The sequence below is a fragment of the Streptomyces sp. NPDC047043 genome (assembly GCF_040644055.1).
Taxonomy (GTDB): Bacteria; Actinomycetota; Actinomycetes; order Streptomycetales; family Streptomycetaceae; genus Streptomyces.
Genome location: NZ_JBEYVO010000002.1, coordinates 185013 through 200046 on the forward strand (window position 1 = coordinate 185013; position 15034 = coordinate 200046).

12 protein-coding genes are annotated in these 15034 nt (G+C 72.1%); 7 read left to right on the top strand and 5 right to left on the bottom strand.

Going from position 1 to position 15034, the window contains the following annotated elements; all coding sequences use genetic code 11:
* Nucleotides 1-146: 146 nt before the first annotated feature.
* From ABZ880_RS03910 to ABZ880_RS03920, 3 genes are read left to right on the top strand one after another with little or no spacing between them, the layout of a single operon-like run.
* Complete coding sequence (locus tag ABZ880_RS03910; protein WP_361256381.1) at nucleotides 147-1187, top strand: MoxR family ATPase; 1041 nt, start codon at nucleotides 147-149, stop codon at nucleotides 1185-1187.
* The gene (locus ABZ880_RS03915; protein WP_361256384.1) at nucleotides 1187-2560 is read left to right on the top strand and encodes a DUF58 domain-containing protein; all 1374 of its coding nucleotides are present in this window, start codon (nucleotides 1187-1189) and stop codon (nucleotides 2558-2560) included. Before ABZ880_RS03910 ends, ABZ880_RS03915 begins: the two co-directional genes overlap by 1 nt.
* Nucleotides 2557-5076 carry a DUF3488 and transglutaminase-like domain-containing protein gene (locus ABZ880_RS03920; protein WP_361256387.1) on the top strand — a complete coding sequence of 840 codons (2520 nt, stop codon included), beginning with the start codon at nucleotides 2557-2559 and terminating at the stop codon, nucleotides 5074-5076. Before ABZ880_RS03915 ends, ABZ880_RS03920 begins: the two co-directional genes overlap by 4 nt.
* Nucleotides 5077-5239: 163 nt before the next feature.
* On the opposite strand, the gene ABZ880_RS03925 is transcribed toward ABZ880_RS03920, so the two are convergent.
* The 3 genes from ABZ880_RS03925 to ABZ880_RS03935 form a co-directional block, all read right to left on the bottom strand.
* Nucleotides 5240-5632, bottom strand: coding sequence for a DUF3040 domain-containing protein (locus tag ABZ880_RS03925; RefSeq protein WP_099928183.1), 393 nt, complete (start codon nucleotides 5630-5632; stop codon nucleotides 5240-5242).
* Between the two features lie 276 nt (nucleotides 5633-5908).
* Entirely contained in the window at nucleotides 5909-6679 is a 771-nt protein-coding gene (locus ABZ880_RS03930; RefSeq protein WP_361256392.1) for a methyltransferase, read from the bottom strand.
* Nucleotides 6680-6853: 174 nt separating this feature from the next.
* On the bottom strand, nucleotides 6854-7420 hold the full coding sequence (locus ABZ880_RS03935; protein WP_361256395.1) for an SAV_6107 family HEPN domain-containing protein: 567 nt from the start codon (nucleotides 7418-7420) through the stop codon (nucleotides 6854-6856).
* A 150-nt stretch (nucleotides 7421-7570) separates the two neighbouring features.
* Between ABZ880_RS03935 and ABZ880_RS03940 the strand changes: the two genes are divergently transcribed.
* The 4 genes from ABZ880_RS03940 (at nucleotide 7571) to ABZ880_RS03955 (ending at nucleotide 12999) form a co-directional block, all read left to right on the top strand.
* Nucleotides 7571-8308 (top strand): ATP-binding cassette domain-containing protein, encoded by a 738-nt coding sequence (locus ABZ880_RS03940; protein ID WP_361256398.1) that lies wholly within the window; start codon nucleotides 7571-7573, stop codon nucleotides 8306-8308.
* Entirely contained in the window at nucleotides 8280-10364 is a 2085-nt protein-coding gene (locus ABZ880_RS03945) for a YhgE/Pip domain-containing protein (RefSeq protein ID WP_361256401.1), read from the top strand. The genes ABZ880_RS03940 and ABZ880_RS03945 overlap by 29 nt, the downstream gene beginning before the upstream one ends.
* A 47-nt stretch (nucleotides 10365-10411) precedes the next feature.
* Nucleotides 10412-11050, top strand: a complete 639-nt coding sequence (locus ABZ880_RS03950) for a TetR/AcrR family transcriptional regulator (protein WP_361256404.1) — start codon at nucleotides 10412-10414, stop codon at nucleotides 11048-11050.
* A gap of 440 nt (nucleotides 11051-11490) precedes the next feature.
* The gene (locus ABZ880_RS03955; RefSeq protein WP_361256407.1) at nucleotides 11491-12999 is read left to right on the top strand and encodes an NAD(P)/FAD-dependent oxidoreductase; all 1509 of its coding nucleotides are present in this window, start codon (nucleotides 11491-11493) and stop codon (nucleotides 12997-12999) included.
* A 36-nt stretch (nucleotides 13000-13035) separates the two neighbouring features.
* Here ABZ880_RS03955 and ABZ880_RS03960 read toward each other — a convergent pair whose 3' ends face one another.
* Together ABZ880_RS03960 and metF are read right to left on the bottom strand one after the other, a co-directional pair.
* Nucleotides 13036-13983 (bottom strand): hypothetical protein, encoded by a 948-nt coding sequence (locus ABZ880_RS03960; protein ID WP_361256410.1) that lies wholly within the window; start codon nucleotides 13981-13983, stop codon nucleotides 13036-13038.
* A gap of 56 nt (nucleotides 13984-14039) precedes the next feature.
* On the bottom strand, nucleotides 14040-14963 hold the full coding sequence (metF, locus tag ABZ880_RS03965) for a methylenetetrahydrofolate reductase [NAD(P)H] (RefSeq protein ID WP_361256412.1): 924 nt from the start codon (nucleotides 14961-14963) through the stop codon (nucleotides 14040-14042).
* Between the last annotated feature and the right edge of the window lie 71 nt (nucleotides 14964-15034).

Here is a 15034-nt window from a genome sequence, read left to right on the forward strand (position 1 = left end):
CGAGTGACACGAATCGGTAACGGCAGCAAGAATGCGGTGTGTGGCATCCCGCGGAACTTTCCACGCGTGGTGTCCGTGTTCCAGGGGTGGGCCGGTCCGCACAGCAGAGCGTCGGCCCGGAGAAAGAACGGGCCGAGGAGGGCCGGGTGACGACCTATGACGATCGAGCGAGCCTTACAGATCTGACTGCCACTGTGGAGCGGGTCCGCAGTTCGGTGGAAGGAGTGATCGAGGGCAAGCCCGAGGTCGTACGGCTTTCGCTGACCGTACTGCTCGCCGAGGGACATCTTCTGATCGAGGATGTCCCCGGCGTGGGCAAGACCATGCTCGCGAAGACGCTGGCGAAGTCCATCGACTGTTCGGTGCGGCGCATCCAGTTCACGCCCGACCTGCTGCCCTCGGACATCACCGGTGTGTCCATCTGGGACCAGCAGCGCCGGGACTTCGAGTTCAAGCCGGGCGCGATCTTCGCGCAGATCGTGATCGGCGACGAGATCAACCGCGCCTCGCCGAAGACGCAGTCCGCGCTGCTCGAGTCGATGGAGGAGCGCCAGGTCACCATCGACGGGCAGACCTACGAGCTGCCGAGCCCCTTCATGGTGGTGGCCACGCAGAACCCGGTCGAGATGGAGGGCACCTACCCGCTGCCGGAGGCCCAGCGCGACCGCTTCATGGCCCGGGTCTCGGTGGGCTACCCCAGCGTGGAGGCCGAGCTGCAGATGCTCGACGTGCACGGCGGCGTGTCCCCGCTGGAGGACCTGCAGCCGGTGGCGCACGCGCACGACATCGTGAAGCTGATCGAGGCGGTCCGCGGCGTCCACGTCGCGGAAACGGTCCGGCGGTACGCGGTGGACCTGGTCGCCGCCACGCGCAGCCACCCCGACCTCAGACTCGGCGCCTCGCCGCGCGCGACGCTGCACCTGCTGCGCGCTGCGAAGGCCTCCGCAGCACTGAGCGGCCGGGAGTACGCCCTGCCGGACGACGTGCAGGCGCTCGCCGTCGCCGTCCTGGCGCACCGTCTGCTGCCCACCGCGCAGGCCCAGCTCAACCGCCGTACGGCCGAGCAGGTCGTGCAGGAGATCCTGCAGCGCACCGCGGTGCCCGCAGCGCCCCAGCAGCAGGGCAACTTCGGCGGTCTTGGCCATGGCGCTCCGGCGTATCCCCAGCAGCCGCCGCGGAGGCTGTGATGACCTCCGGGGGGACGGGGCACGCGGAGGCCGACCGGGGCGAGAAGGGCGGCATCCGTACGGCCCTGGCGGGTCTGACCACCCGTGGACGCTCCTTCCTGGCGGCCGGTATCGCGGCCGCCATCTGCGCCTACGTCCTGGGCCAGAGCGACCTGCTGCGGGTGGGCCTGCTGCTCGCCGTGCTGCCCCTGGTGTGCGCGCTGTTCCTGTACCGCACGCGCTACCGGGTGGCCGGCAGCCGTCGGCTCTCCCCCGCGCGCGTGCCCGCCGGCAGCGAGGCCCGCGTCCATCTGCGGATGGACAACGTCTCGCGGCTGCCCACGGGCCTGCTGATGCTCCAGGACCGGGTGCCGTACGTGCTCGGCCCGCGGCCCCGCTTCGTGCTGGACCGGGTCGAGCCTGGCGGCCGCCGCGAGGTGTCCTACCGGGTCCGCTCGGACCTGCGCGGCCGCTACCCGCTGGGCCCGCTGCAGCTGCGCCTGACCGACCCGTTCGGCATGTGCGAGCTGACCCGCTCCTTCTCGTCGTACGACACCCTGACGGTGATCCCGCGCGTGGAGGCGCTGCCGCCGATCCGGCTGAGCGGGGAGGCGAAGGGGTACGGCGACGGGCGGCAGCGCTCGCTCGCGCTGGCCGGCGAGGACGACGTGATCCCGCGCGGGTACCGCTACGGCGACGATCTGCGCCGCGTCCACTGGCGCTCCACCGCCCGCTACGGCGAGCTGATGGTGCGCCGCGAGGAGCAGCCGCAGCGCGCGCGGTGCACGGTGCTGCTGGACACCCGGGGCATCGCCTTCGAGGGCGCGGGCCCGGACTCGGCCTTCGAGTGGGCCGTGTCGGGCGCGGCGTCCGTGCTGGTGCACATGCTCGAACGGGGCTTCTCCGTCCGGCTGTTGACGGACACCGGCAACTCGGTGCCGGGCGAGGGCGCCGACGGGTTCGCGGGCGCGAGCCAGGAGACGGCCGACTCGGCGGGGTTGATGATGGACACCCTCGCGGTGGTCGACCACTCGGACGGCTCGGGCCTGTCCCGGGCCTACGACGTGCTGCGCGGCGGGAACGAAGGGCTGCTGGTGGCCTTCTTCGGCGACCTCGACGAGGAACAGGCGGCGGTAGTCGCCAAGATGCGGCAACGCAGCGGCGGCGCGGTCGCGTTCCTGCTGGACAGCGATGTGTGGGTGCGGGAACCGACCGATGTGGCCGGGCCGTTGGACATGCGTGAGGAGCGGCTGCGGATGCTGCGGGAGGCCGGCTGGACGGCCGTGAGCGTGCCGCGGGGCGCTTCGCTGGGCGAGCTGTGGCGGCAGGCGGACCGCGACCGCGCGGGTCTCGCGGCGACGGGCGGGACGAACGGCGAGGGGGCGAGGTCATGAGCGGTCGGGCCCGACTGGCGCTGTGCGCCTGGGCGGCCACGCTGATGGCATCCACCGCCCTGCTGCCGCTGGTCTCGCCGGCCACCTGGATCCTGCAGGTGGCGTTCCTGCTGGGCGTGCAGACGGGCGTGGGCGCGGTGACCCGGCGGGTGCCGCTCGCGCGGCCGCTGACGGTGGCGGCGCAGGCGCTCGTCACGCTGATGCTGCTGACGCTGGTCTTCGCCCGGCAGCAGGCGTTCATAGGGATCGTCCCCGGCCCGGAGGCGTTCCGCCACTTCGCCGACCTGCTGCAACAAGGCGGCGACGACATCGCTCGGTACGCGATCCCGGCACCGCTGGAGTCCGACGGCATCCGGCTGATGCTGATCGGCGGGGTCATGATCATAGGGCTCGCGGTGGACACCCTCGCGGTGACGTTCCGCAGCGCGGCTCCGGCCGGGCTGCCGCTGCTCGCGCTGTACTCCGTCGCCGCCGGGCTGTCCGACGGCGGCGCGGACTGGCTGTGGTTCCTGGTCGCGGCGGCCGGCTATCTGCTCCTGCTGCTGGCCGAGGGGCGGGAGCGGCTCTCCCAGTGGGGCCGGGTCTTCGGCGGCGGCCCACGCGCTCCGGGCGGGGAGCCCGGCGCGGTGGCGCCGATCCGCACCGGGCGGCGCATCGGCGTGGTCGCGCTGGGCCTCGCCCTCGTGGTGCCGGCCGCGCTGCCCTCGATGAGCGGCGGCCTGCTGGACGCCGCCAGGACGGGCGTGGGCTCCGGCACCGGAAGCGGCGGCACCATCTCCGCGGTGAACCCGCTGGTGTCGCTGCGCGACAGTCTGAACGTGGACGAGGACCGTCAGGTCCTGTCCCTGAAGACCAACAGCAACGACATCTCGAACCTGTATCTGCGGATCGTGTCGCTCGACGACTTCGACGGCAGCACGTGGAAGCCGGCCAAGCGGCACATCGTCGCCGTGCCGAAAGACTTCCCGACGCCGAACGGCCTGGGCCCGGACGTCAAGCGCGCGGAGATCCAGACCCGTATCTCGGCCGCCGACTGGTACGCCCAGGACTGGCTGCCGATGCCCTATCCGCCCAGCGGCGTGGACATCGAGGGCAAGTGGCGTTACGAACCGGTGGGCATGACGCTCGTCGGCGACCACGGCCAGACCACGCGCGGCAAGACCTACCTGGTCAAGAGCCTCGACGTGCAGCCGACTGCGGAGCAGCTCGCCAACGCGCCGGAGCCGCCCGCCTCCCTGAGGCGCGACTACACCAAGGTGCCGGACTCGGTGCCCGCGGTCGTCGCGCAGACCGCCCGCAAGGTCACCAAGGGGGCGGCCAACTCCTACGAGAAGGCGGTCAAGCTCCAGGACTACTTCGCCCTGACCGGCGGCTTCCAGTACAGCACCCAGGTGCAGGTCGGCACCGGCCCGCAGGCGATCGCCAAGTTCCTGAAGGACAAGGAGGGCTTCTGCGTCCACTTCTCCTTCGCGATGGCGGCGATGGCCCGCACCCTGGGCATACCGGCCCGGGTCGCGGTGGGCTTCGCCCCCGGTACGCCGCAGGCGGACGGCTCGGTGTCGGTGGGTCTGAAGGACGCGCACGCATGGCCCGAGCTGTACTTCGAGGGCGTGGGCTGGACCCGCTTCGAGCCGACGCCGAACCGGGGCGTGACTCCCCCGTACACGCAATCGGAGACGCCGGGCAACGGCCTCCCGGACGTCGTGCGGCCCTCGCAGACGGCGGGCTCCTCCTCGTCGACGGCACCGTCGGCGAGCACGAGCTGCTCGGTGCAGGACAAGAAGGACAACCTGTGCGCCGGCGCGGTCCCGCTGGACACGGTCAAGCCTGGTGACGACGGTCCCCCCTGGTACCAGATCGCCGCGTGGACGCTGCTGGGTCTCCTGGTGCTCGCGCTGCCGCTGCTGCCCATGCTGTGGCGGCTGCGACGGCGTTCGGTTCGGCTGGCCTCGGCCCAGCACGCCTCGTCCGGCCTGGCCTTGGCCAAGGGCGAGCGCAGACGACGGGGCGCGGGCGAGGCGACCACGGACGACGTCGCCGTGACCGCCCCGCCGATGTCGGTGCAGGCGGACGCGCGGTTCGCCGCGGAGGTGACCGCCGGGTACGTCCTGGCCGTCTGGCGGGAGCTCACCGACACGGCCTGGGACTACGGCATCGTGCCGGACGACGCACTGACCCCGCGGAAGGCGGCCGCGCGGATCGTGCGGCTCGGGGAGCTGGACCCGGCGACGGCCCAGTCGGTGCACCGGGTGGCCGGTGCCGTGGAACAGGTGCTGTTCGCGCCGGAGCCGCAGGCGGTGCCCGGACTCGCCGAGGAAGTGCGCAGGCTGCGGGCGGCGCTGCGGGCGAGGGTCAACTGGACCACGCGCGTGCGTGCGGTCGTCGCTCCTCGGTCGGCGATCCGCGCGGTGTGGGACGTCATGGACCGCTGGACGGCCCTCAAGGCCCGCACGGCCGAGAGCTGGTCGAGCGTGCTGGTGCGACTGCGGCGCCCGTCCGGGCAGCAGAGCGGCTGACGGTCCGAACGTTCGGCCCCGGCCCCGGCTTCTCCGGGGGCCGGGGCCGGCTGCTGTGGTCCCGGCACTGTGCCCCTGTTCCGGGCGTGCGTGAGGGGGTGACCACCCTCGGGTGGTCACCCCCTCATCTGCATATGGGAGCTGCTCGTCGAGCGAAGAGGAGCTAGTGGCCCTGCTCGTCGCGGCGCCGCTGCCAGCGCTGCTCGATCCGGTCCATCATGGAGCGCTTCTGCCGGCCCTGACGGCGCGCGTGCGGGGCGCCTGCGGCGGGCTGCTCGCCCGGCTTGGGGGCCTTGCGCCAGCCGGTCACCGCGAGAACCGCGCAGCCCAGCATGACGAGGAAGCCCACCACGCTCAGCCAGACCTGCTTGGCGACCATTCCAGCCATGAGGAGCGCGATACCCACGAGGAAGCCCGCGACCGCCTGGTAGACCCGCCGCCGGGTGTACGTACGCAGCCCGCTTCCCTCGAGCGCCGACGCGAACTTGGGATCTTCGGCGTACAGCGCTCGCTCCATCTGCTCGAGCATGCGCTGCTCGTGCTCCGAGAGCGGCACGGAGTCCTCCTCATCGTGCGGTCGCCGGGGCGACCCGGGGGTCCCTTCAGGATAGGCAGGGAATCGCCCCCGTGAAACCCGCCCCTCTGCGCCAATTGGCCAACCGGAACCCGCCATGGACGTCCCGGCTCGCTGAATCTTGCATTCCCCAGCGGCCGACCCGTCATGCCGGGCGGTCTCCCTCGATCATACGGCGCTGGACGCCCGATCGGGGGGCCTGTGGCGTACTCCATCCGCACCCAAGTCCCTGATCAGCGGCGCGACGCGGGAGGCGGCTCAGGCCTCGGCCGCCCCCGGGGTCTCACCGAGCACGTGGAGCTGGGTGGCCACGGAGTGGAAGGCGGGGAGTTCGGCCGCCGCCTCCTCGAGCTTCAGCAGTGCCTCCACGGCACCCGGTTCGGTGTCCACGAGGACGCCCGGGACGAGGTCGGCGAAGACCCGCACGCCGTGCACGGCGCCGACCCTGAGGCCCGCGCCCTCGACCAGCCCGGTCAGCTGCTCGGCGGTGAAGCGGCGCGGCACGGGGTCGCCCTCGCCCCAGCGGCCGTTCGGGTCGGCGAGGGCCTGCCGGGCCTCCTTGAAGTGGCCGGCGAGGGCCCGCGCGAGCACGGCGCCGCCGAGGCCGGCGGCGAGCAGGCTGAGGACGCCCTCGGACCGCAGGGCGGCCACCGCGTTGCGCACGCCCTCGGCCGGGTCGTCGACGTACTCCAGGACGCCGTGGCACAGCACGACGTCGTAGCCGCCGCGCTCGACCACGTCGAAGAGGCCGTGGGCGTCGCCCTGGACGCCCGTCACGCGGTCGGCTACGCCGGCTTCGGCGGCGCGGCGCTCCAGCGCGAACAGGGCGTTCGGGCTGGGGTCGACGACGGTGACCTGGTGGCCGAGGCGGGCGGCCGGCACCGCGAACTTGCCGCTGCCGCCCCCGGTGTCGAGGACGTCCAACGCCTGGCGTCCCGTGGCCTTGACCCGGCGCTCGAGGGCGTCCTGGAGGACCTCCCAGACCACGGCGGTACGGAGGGAGGCGCGGGGACGCGTGGGGTCCGACACGGCAGTTGACTCCTCGGCGCGGCACCGCCCATGGCACGGCGGAGCGAACGGGACGCCTCCCCGGCCCGGGCTGCGGGAGGAAGGCTTCAGGCGCCCTCCACCCTATTGCCTCCGCCGCCGCACCCGGCCACCACGGTGGCGTGCCCCAGCGGACGTCTCGTACAGCGGACCTGCTCATCCGGTGTCCGGTAAGTCGCGGTCGCGCTCCGGGTCGGCCTGCGGGTGGTCGGCGTCCTGGCGCGGCTGCGGGAGGACCGGCTGGAGGACGAGCATCCGCTCGACGAGGCGCAGGAACATCGCCACGTCGCGTATCAGGTCGTCGGCGTCCCGGCGGCTGGCCGCACCCTGGATGCCGGCCTCGGCCCGGGCGCGGCGCCGGGCGCCGGAGGCGAACAGCGCGCTCCACTCGGCGAGTTCGGGCGCGATTTCGGGGAGCACTTCCCAGGCGCTCCTGATGCGGGCCCTGCGTCGGGAGCTCGGCTCCGGGCGGCCTCGCGCGGCGAGCACGGCGGCGGCCGTGCGCAGGGCGGCGAGATGGGCCGTGGCGTAGCGCTCGTTGGGCGTTTCGAGGACGGCTGCCTCGTCCAGTCCGGCGCGGGCCTGGGCGAGCAGGTCGAGGGCGGCGGGCGGGGCGGCGGTCCGGCGCAGCACCGGGTGCACGTCGCTGGCCGGACCGGTCAGTGAGGGGGCAGGGCCGGTGGCGCGGCGCCGGCGGGCGGCTGCTGCGTGGTAGCTGGCCATGACGAACCTCCTGTCGTCTTTGTGACGGCGCTGTGGCCGTATGTGTCCATCGTGCGGTATGGCACTGACAATCCGTTCTGACCTGCGCCTTTGCTTCGATCGAAGGTTCGGGATAGTTTTTGCACTGACCAGTCAGTTCAAATTCAGGGGATGGGGGGAGCCGTGTCCGGAACCGGAGTCACGGCCCATGGCCTCGGACTCAGGGGCCCGCGCGGCTGGGCCTTCCGCGACGTCACGTTCGACGCGGAGCCCGGCTCGCTGATCGCGATCGAGGGAGCGTCCGGCTCCGGCCGTACGTGCCTGCTGCTCGCGCTCACCGGGCGGATGAAGGCCACCGAGGGGACGGCGACCGTGGGCGGGGCACGGCTGCCCAAGCAGTTGGCGGCGGTGCGCCGCGTCAGTGCGCCGGCCAACGTCGCCGGGGTCACCGACCTCGACCCGGCGCTCACCGTCGGGGAGCACCTGCGCGAACGGGCGCTGCTGCAGCGGAGGTTCGGCGACTCGCTGCGCGCGCTGCTGCGCCCGCGTGCCGAGCGGGCGGCCCAGGCGCAGTTGCGGATCGACACCGCGCTGGCTGCCGCGGGGCTGGACCGGGAGTCGCTGCCCAAGGGCTCCCGGACGTCCGTACGGGATCTCGAGCGGCTGGAGGCGCTGCGGCTCTCCATCGCGCTGGCTCTGCTCGGCCGTCCCCGGCTGCTCGGCGTCGACGACACCGACCTCAAGCTCTCGGACGCCGAACGGGCCGAGGCCTGGGCGCTGTTGAGGTCGATCGCCGAGTCCGGGACGACCGTCCTGGCGGTGTGCAGCGAGGCTCCCGAGGACACCGTCGTCGTCACCACTGCGGGGAAGGAGAAGACCGATGCGCTCGCCGAAACTGGCCGCTCTTGAGCTCAGGCGCTTCGGCAGGGGCAAGCTGCCGAGGGCCGCCCTGGTGGCGCTCCTGGTGCTGCCGTTGCTGTACGGCGCCCTGTACCTGTGGTCGTTCTGGGACCCGTACGGCCGTCTGGACCGCATCCCCGTGGCGCTCGTCAACGACGACAAGGGGGCGACGGCCGACGGCAGGAAGGTCGAGGCGGGCGACGACATCACCGAGGGGCTGCGCGACAGCCAGGTCTTCGACTGGCACGAGGTGAGCGCCGACGAGGCACGCGCGGGCGTGGAGGACGGCAGGTACTACCTGTCGCTGACCATGCTGGCCGACTTCAGCCGGCGGATCGCCTCCAGCGCGGGCGCCTCCCCCGAGGCGGGCGCGCTCCAGGTGCGTACGAACGACGCGAACAACTACATCGTCGGGCAGATCTCGCGGACGGTGTTCAGCGAGGTGCGGACGGCCGCGTCCACCAAGACGTCGCGGACCTTCCTGGACAAGATCTTCATCTCGTTCTCCGACATCCACGGTGCGACGGTGAAGGCGGCGAACGGCGCCGACAAGCTCAACGGCGGCATCGGGAAGGCGGAGAAGGGCTCGAAGGACCTCGCCGACGGGCTGACGGACGCCAAGGACGGCAGCGGCAAGCTGTCCAAGGGCCTGAAGAAGCTCGACACGGGCGCGGGCGACCTGGAGGACGGTTCGAAGCAGGTCGCGGCGGGCACGCAGACGCTCGCCGACAAGGTCAACGCGGTCGACAAGAAGGTCGGCCCGTTCCTGAAGGACAACGAGAAGACCATCGGGGACACCGCCCGGCTGGTCGCCGACTCCTCCAAGGCGATCCGCCACAACCTCGACACCCTGGTGAAGACGGCTCCGGTCGCCGCCAAGGGCGCCCACGCGGCCTCCGACACGCTGGACGACGTCTACAAGGCACGCTGCGAGGACGCCGTACTGCCGGATCCGGCCTGCTCGGACCTGAAGAAGGCGAAGGACGCGGCCGCCGACGTGGCGACGGTCGCAGACGACCTGAACACGCTGATCGGCGACCAGGACGGCGACCTGAAGAAGCTCGACAAGAACCTGGCCACGCTCCAGACGCAGGCCCAGGCGCTCGCCGACCGCGCACCGCACCTCTCCGAGGACCTCGACGACGCCGTATCGAAGATCAACAAGCTGAACGAGGGCGCAGGGAAGGTCGCCGCGGGCGCGAAGAAGCTGCACACGGGGCTCGGCACGGCCGACAGCGGCGCCGGAGACCTGGACGAGGGCGTGGGCAAGCTCAAGACGGGCGCCGAGACCCTCAACGGCGGCATGTACAAGCTCGTCGACGGCTCCGGGAAGCTCGCGGGCGGGCTGCACGACGGCGCCGGGAAGATCCCCGACTACGACAAGAAGGACCGCGATCAGCGCACCGAGGTCATGGCCGACCCGGTCCAGCTGGTCTCCAAGGACCTGCACAAGGCGCCCAACTACGGCACCGGGTTCGCCCCGTACTTCATTCCGCTGTCCCTGTGGGTGGGTGCGATGGTGGCGTACATGCTGATCCCGCCGATGAACCGGCGTGCGCTCGCCGCGGGCGCCTCGGCGTGGCGGATCGCGCTGGCGGGCTGGCTGCCGGTGGTGGCGGTCGGCGTGCTGCAGACGGTGGCCCTGATGTCGGTGCTGCACTGGGCGATCGGTCTGCAGATGGTGCGGGCGGCCGGGACGGTGGGCTTCCTGTGCCTGGTGACGGCGTGCTTCGCGGCGATCGTGCAGTGGCTCAACGCACGCTTCGGAGCGGCCGGCCGGATCCTCGTACTCGCCCTGCTTATGCTGCAGTTGACGTCCGCGGGCGGCACCTATCCCGTGCAGACCAGTCCGGGCTTCTTCAACGCGATCCATCCCTTCCTGCCGATGAGTTACGTCGTGGAGGCCCTGCGGAGGCTCATCACGGGCGGCGGCATCGGACCGGTGTGGCACGCGTGCGTGGTGCTCGTCGCGTTCACCGCGGGCGCCCTCGCGCTGACCGCGGTGTCGGCCCGCCGGCGTCAGGTGTGGACGCTGGACCGGCTGCACCCGGAGCTGAGCCTGTGAGCCCGCGGGTGACTTCTCCGGGGACGGCTCCTGTGACAATCAGGACCATGGAAAGCAGCAGCGCCACGCCGGGCGTCAGCACCCGCCGCGAGGCCACCCGGCAGAAGCTCTACGAGGCGGCCGTCACACTCATCGCCGAGCAGGGCTTCTCCGCCACCACGGTGGACGAGATCGCGGAGCGGGCCGGGGTCGCGAAGGGCACGGTCTACTACAACTTCGCGAGCAAGTCCGTCCTCTTCGAGGAGCTGCTGCGGCACGGGGTGGGACTTCTCACCGCCTCCCTGAGGGAAGCGGCCGAGCGGACGGCCCGGGACGGCGGCAGCAAGGTGGACGCCCTGGATGCGATGGTCCGGGCGGGCCTCGTCTTCATCGACCGCTACCCGGCCTTCACGCAGCTGTACGTGGCCGAGCTGTGGCGCACCAACAGAGCCTGGCAGTCCACGCTGATGGTGGTGCGGCAGGAGGCCGTCGCGGTCGTCGAGGGCGTGCTGCGCGAGGGCGTGGAGAACGGCGAGTTCAGCGACGAGATCGATGTGTCGCTGACGGCGTCGGCGCTGGTCGGCATGGTTCTGGTGGCCGCGCTGGACTGGCAGTCCTTCCAGCCCGAGCGCTCCCTGGACGACGTCCACGCGGCGCTGTCCCGGCTGCTCCAGGGGCGCGTGAGCGGCCACCGCCAGGAGCGCTGACGACACACGAAAGCGCCGGTCCGATGTGGCCGCGTCCCCCGCGGGCCACCTCGAACCGGCGCCTTCTCGTGCTCCCCCGTACTTCCCCCTGGTCCCCCCGTTGGGCCCCCGTTTCGGTCGTTCCCCCGGGTCCCCCGTGCCTCGCTCCCGCCGACAACCGCCGGCGGAAGGAGCGGATCCGGTGCCGCCCCGTTCCGGCGCCCCGTGTCGCCGGTGCCGGAGCCGTGCCCCTTTTCCGTGTCTCCACTGTCTCGTTCACGCAGGTCGGGGCCCATCCGCGCGCGTACTCAACTCACTCACTAGGTACGGATACTCAGCCGTGCGCACTCACCCCCAGAACGCTCCGTTGCCCACTGGTTACGTTCGCCCCCGCGCCGGTACTCCCCTCATGCGCACCACTCGTGCCGTGACTGTCAGTGGCGGTCGATAAAGTCGCAGGCATGGGACGGATTGCGGTGATCGGCGCCGGGATGGGCGCGATGGCGGCCGCCGCCCGGCTGGCCGTCGCGGGCCACCGGGTGGCGGTGTACGAACGCACGGAGACGTACGGCGGCGCGGTGCGCCGGTTCGAGCGGGACGGGTTCGGCTTCGACACCGGCCCCGGGCTGCTGACACTGCCGGCCGTGTACCGCGATCTGTTCATCAAGACCGGCAAGCAGCCGCTGGAGGAGTGCGTCGAGCTGGTCCAGGTCGACCCGTCCTCGCGGCACGTCTTCGCGGACGGCACCGAGGTGTCGCTGCCGAACGCCTCGCGCGCGGGCGTCGTCGCCGCTCTGGACGAGGCGCTCGGGGCGGGCGCCGGCGCCCGCTGGGGCGACTTCCTGTTGCGGGCCCGCGAGGCCTGGGACCGCACCCGCCGGCCACTCCTCGAGGAACCCCTGTGGCCCAACTGGTCGGTACTGGCCGAGCGCGAGCCGTACCCGGCGGTCCCGCACAAGCGGCTGCTGCGCACCCGTCGGGCCGTCACACTCGCCGAGATCGGCGCCTGGGAGTTGCGCGACCCGCGTCTCGCGGCGCTGCTGGACGGCTACGCCCTCACATACGGCGTCGACCCGGGCACCGCCCCGGCGAGCGCGGCCGTGCTGCCGTACATGGAGCATGCCTTCGGCACCTGGTATGTGCGGGGCGGCATACGGGAGTTGGCGCGCGCGGTGTACGAGCGGTGCCTGGCGCGGAAGGTCGAGTTCGTCTTCGGCGCGGAGGTCACCGGGGTCGTGGAGAAGGACGGCCGGGCGGCGGGTGTGGAGCTGGCCGACGGAGCGGTGGCGGAGGCGGACACCGTCGTGGGTGCTGGGCCCTGGCGGCTGCGCGGTCTCGTGCCGGGGCGGGAGCTGTACGGGGCGAAGGACCTCGCACCCGGCGCCGAGGGCCTGCATCCGGGCCGGGTGGTGGTCTGCCTCGCGCTGCGCGGCGGGCGGGAGCCGGACGCTGTGCACCGCACGGTGGTGCACGCACCGGCTGCGGCGGACGAGCTGTCCCTGTTCGGTCCGGGCGGAGTGCCCGAGCGGCCCACGGTCCGGGTCGACCGCCCGGACGACCCGGCCCTGCGCCCCGACGACGCGCACGAGTCCGTGGTGCTGACCGCGACGGTGCCCTCCGGGACGGGGTACGACTGGGCCGCGCCGGGGGCCGCCGACGCCTTCGCGGACCGGATGGCCGCCGCCGCCGAGCACGCGATACCGGGGCTGCAGGAGCGGACGCTGTGGCGGGAGGTCCGTACGCCCGTGCACACAGAGCGGGAGACAGGGGCCGAGGGCGGCGCCGTCCCCCCGCCCTCGCTGGCGTCCGCCGAGGGAACACTGCACCCGTCCAACTGCCCGGCGATACCGGGCCTGTTCACCGCCGGTGGCTGGTCGCACCCCGGTGGCGGGCTGCCGCACGCGGGCATGTCGGGCGCGCTGGTGGCGGGGCTGGTCGTGGAGGGGCCGGAGTTCCGGGGCTCTCAGTGAGCGCCTGCCGCTGAGGGGTCCTCAGAAGGAGGGGCCTCAGAAGCGGTACTGCTCGTCGTACCCGGCGCCGCCCTGCTGCTGTTGCTGCTGTCCGTTGCCCTGGTACGGATACGGCTGCTCCTGCGGGAGTTCGCCGCCGTAGTAGGTCTCGTCGGTGCGCTGCTGCGGGACCCAGACGCCCCCGGACGGGGTCTCGCCACCGTACGTACCGGTGGCGTACTGGTCCTGGCCGTAGGCCTGCTGGCCGTACTGCCCGTACGAGGTGTCGTAGCCGCCGCCGTAGGTCTGGGTGCCGATGTACGGGTCGGAGTAGGCGGCGTACTGCTGCTGGCCGGTGGTGTCGTAGCCGTACTGCTGCTGGTCGTAGCCGGTGTAGCCGTCGTACGCGTAGCCCTGGTCGGCGCCCTGGGCGGCCGTCGCGTACTGGCCCTGGCCGGTGTTCGCGTCGGCGGCGGCCGCGTATGCGGAGTCGCTGTATATGCCGTAGGAGCCGGTGTCGTCGGGCAGCGGCTGCGGCTCGTACACCGCGGTGGACTCGGCGGCCGCGGGCCGGGCGGGGGCGAAGACGTCGTCGCGGTCGTACTCGTCGTCCTGGCCGTAGGCCACGCTGTCGCGGTGGTACGAGCCTGTGTCGCCGTAACCGCCTTCGCCCGGCTCGAGGTCGGAGACCTCCAGCGTCGGGTCCTGGCGGTCGGGCTCACCGCGGCCGCGCTTGCTGCCGCCGAGGCCCGAGCGGCTGACCGCCCAGCCGGAGGCGAAGCCGCGGCGGAACGACAGCGTGACGTAGGTCTGGCCGACCGCGAAGGCGGCCGCGCCCAGGCCGATGACGATCACTGAGGGGATCAGCACACCGACCACGACGCCGAGGAAGCCGACGAAGGCGAGCAGCCGCCAGCGCAGCCGCGCCTTGTACTGCAGCAGCACTTCACCCAGCAGCCACAGCGCCACGATTCCGAACGCGATGTAGAGGACCGTCCAGCCCATGTACGCCCCTCTCCCAGTCGCCGCTACGCAGTGTGTCGTATACCCGTGCGGCCGGTCTAGGCCTGCGGGGGATGGTGCAGGCCCAGGTTCTCGTAGATTTCCAGCGTCGCCGTGGAGTTGTTGAGCGTGATGAAGTGCAGTCCGGGCACTCCCTCGGCCAGCAGCCGTGCGCAGAACTCCGTGGCGAATTCAATGCCAATGGAGCGTACAGCGGTCGGATCGTCTTTTGCTGTGAGGATCCGCTCTTTCAGGGCGGAGGGGATGTGGGCGTTGCTGAGCTGCGGCAGCCGCTCCAGCATCTTCACGCTGGTCACCGGCATGACCTCGGGGATGACGGGGGTCTCGCAGCCGGCCGCGGCGACTCGGTCACGCAGCCGCAGATAGGACTCCGGCTGGAAGAACATCTGTGTGATGGCGTAGTCGGCGCCGGCCCGGCACTTGTCGACGAAGTGGGTGACGTCCGCGTCCCAGTCGGCGGAGCGCGGGTGCATCTCCGGGAAGGCCGCGACGCCGACGCAGAAGTCGCCCGACTCCTTGATGAGACGGACGAGTTCGGCGGCGTAGGTCAGGCCCGTCGGGTGCGGCACCCAGTCGCCCATGGGGTCGCCGGGCGGGTCGCCGCGCACCGCGAGCATGTTGCGGATCCCGGCGTCGGCGTACTGGCCGATGATGTTGCGCAGCTCGGCGAGGGAGTGGTTGACCGCGGTGAGGTGGGCGACCGGGGTGAGCGTGGTGTCGGCGGCGATCTGCTCGGTCGCCTTCACCGTGCCCGCGCGGGTGGAGCCGCCCGCGCCGTACGTCACGGAGACGAAGCTGGGGGCCACGGCCTCGACCCTGCGGAGCGCGTTCCAGAGGTTCCGCTCGCCCTTCTCCGTCTTGGGAGCCCAGAACTCGAACGAGTACGTCGTCTTGCCCGTCGCGAGCATGTCGCGGACGGTGCGCGCGTGGTCAGTCCTGGTGGATGCGGTTCCGAGGGCCATACCCGCAGGTTAGCCAGGGGCAGACGGTCCCCCAACCGGACGTCGGAAATTTGCCCGATTTGTCGAGTTGT

Excerpts from the sequence above, each read along its gene's own strand:
- ABZ880_RS03945 (WP_361256401.1), top strand. The coding sequence starts at position 8,280 with ATGCGCTCGCCGAAACTGGCCGCTCTTGAGCTCAGGCGCTTCGGCAGG.
- ABZ880_RS03960 (WP_361256410.1), bottom strand. The coding sequence starts at position 13,983 with ATGGGCTGGACGGTCCTCTACATCGCGTTCGGAATCGTGGCGCTGTGG.
- ABZ880_RS03915 (WP_361256384.1), top strand. The coding sequence starts at position 1,187 with ATGACCTCCGGGGGGACGGGGCACGCGGAGGCCGACCGGGGCGAGAAG.
- ABZ880_RS03950 (WP_361256404.1), top strand. The coding sequence starts at position 10,412 with ATGGAAAGCAGCAGCGCCACGCCGGGCGTCAGCACCCGCCGCGAGGCC.
- ABZ880_RS03940 (WP_361256398.1), top strand. The coding sequence starts at position 7,571 with ATGGGGGGAGCCGTGTCCGGAACCGGAGTCACGGCCCATGGCCTCGGA.
- ABZ880_RS03920 (WP_361256387.1), top strand. The coding sequence starts at position 2,557 with ATGAGCGGTCGGGCCCGACTGGCGCTGTGCGCCTGGGCGGCCACGCTG.
- metF (WP_361256412.1), bottom strand. The coding sequence starts at position 14,963 with ATGGCCCTCGGAACCGCATCCACCAGGACTGACCACGCGCGCACCGTC.
- ABZ880_RS03955 (WP_361256407.1), top strand. The coding sequence starts at position 11,491 with ATGGGACGGATTGCGGTGATCGGCGCCGGGATGGGCGCGATGGCGGCC.
- ABZ880_RS03935 (WP_361256395.1), bottom strand. The coding sequence starts at position 7,420 with ATGGCCAGCTACCACGCAGCAGCCGCCCGCCGGCGCCGCGCCACCGGC.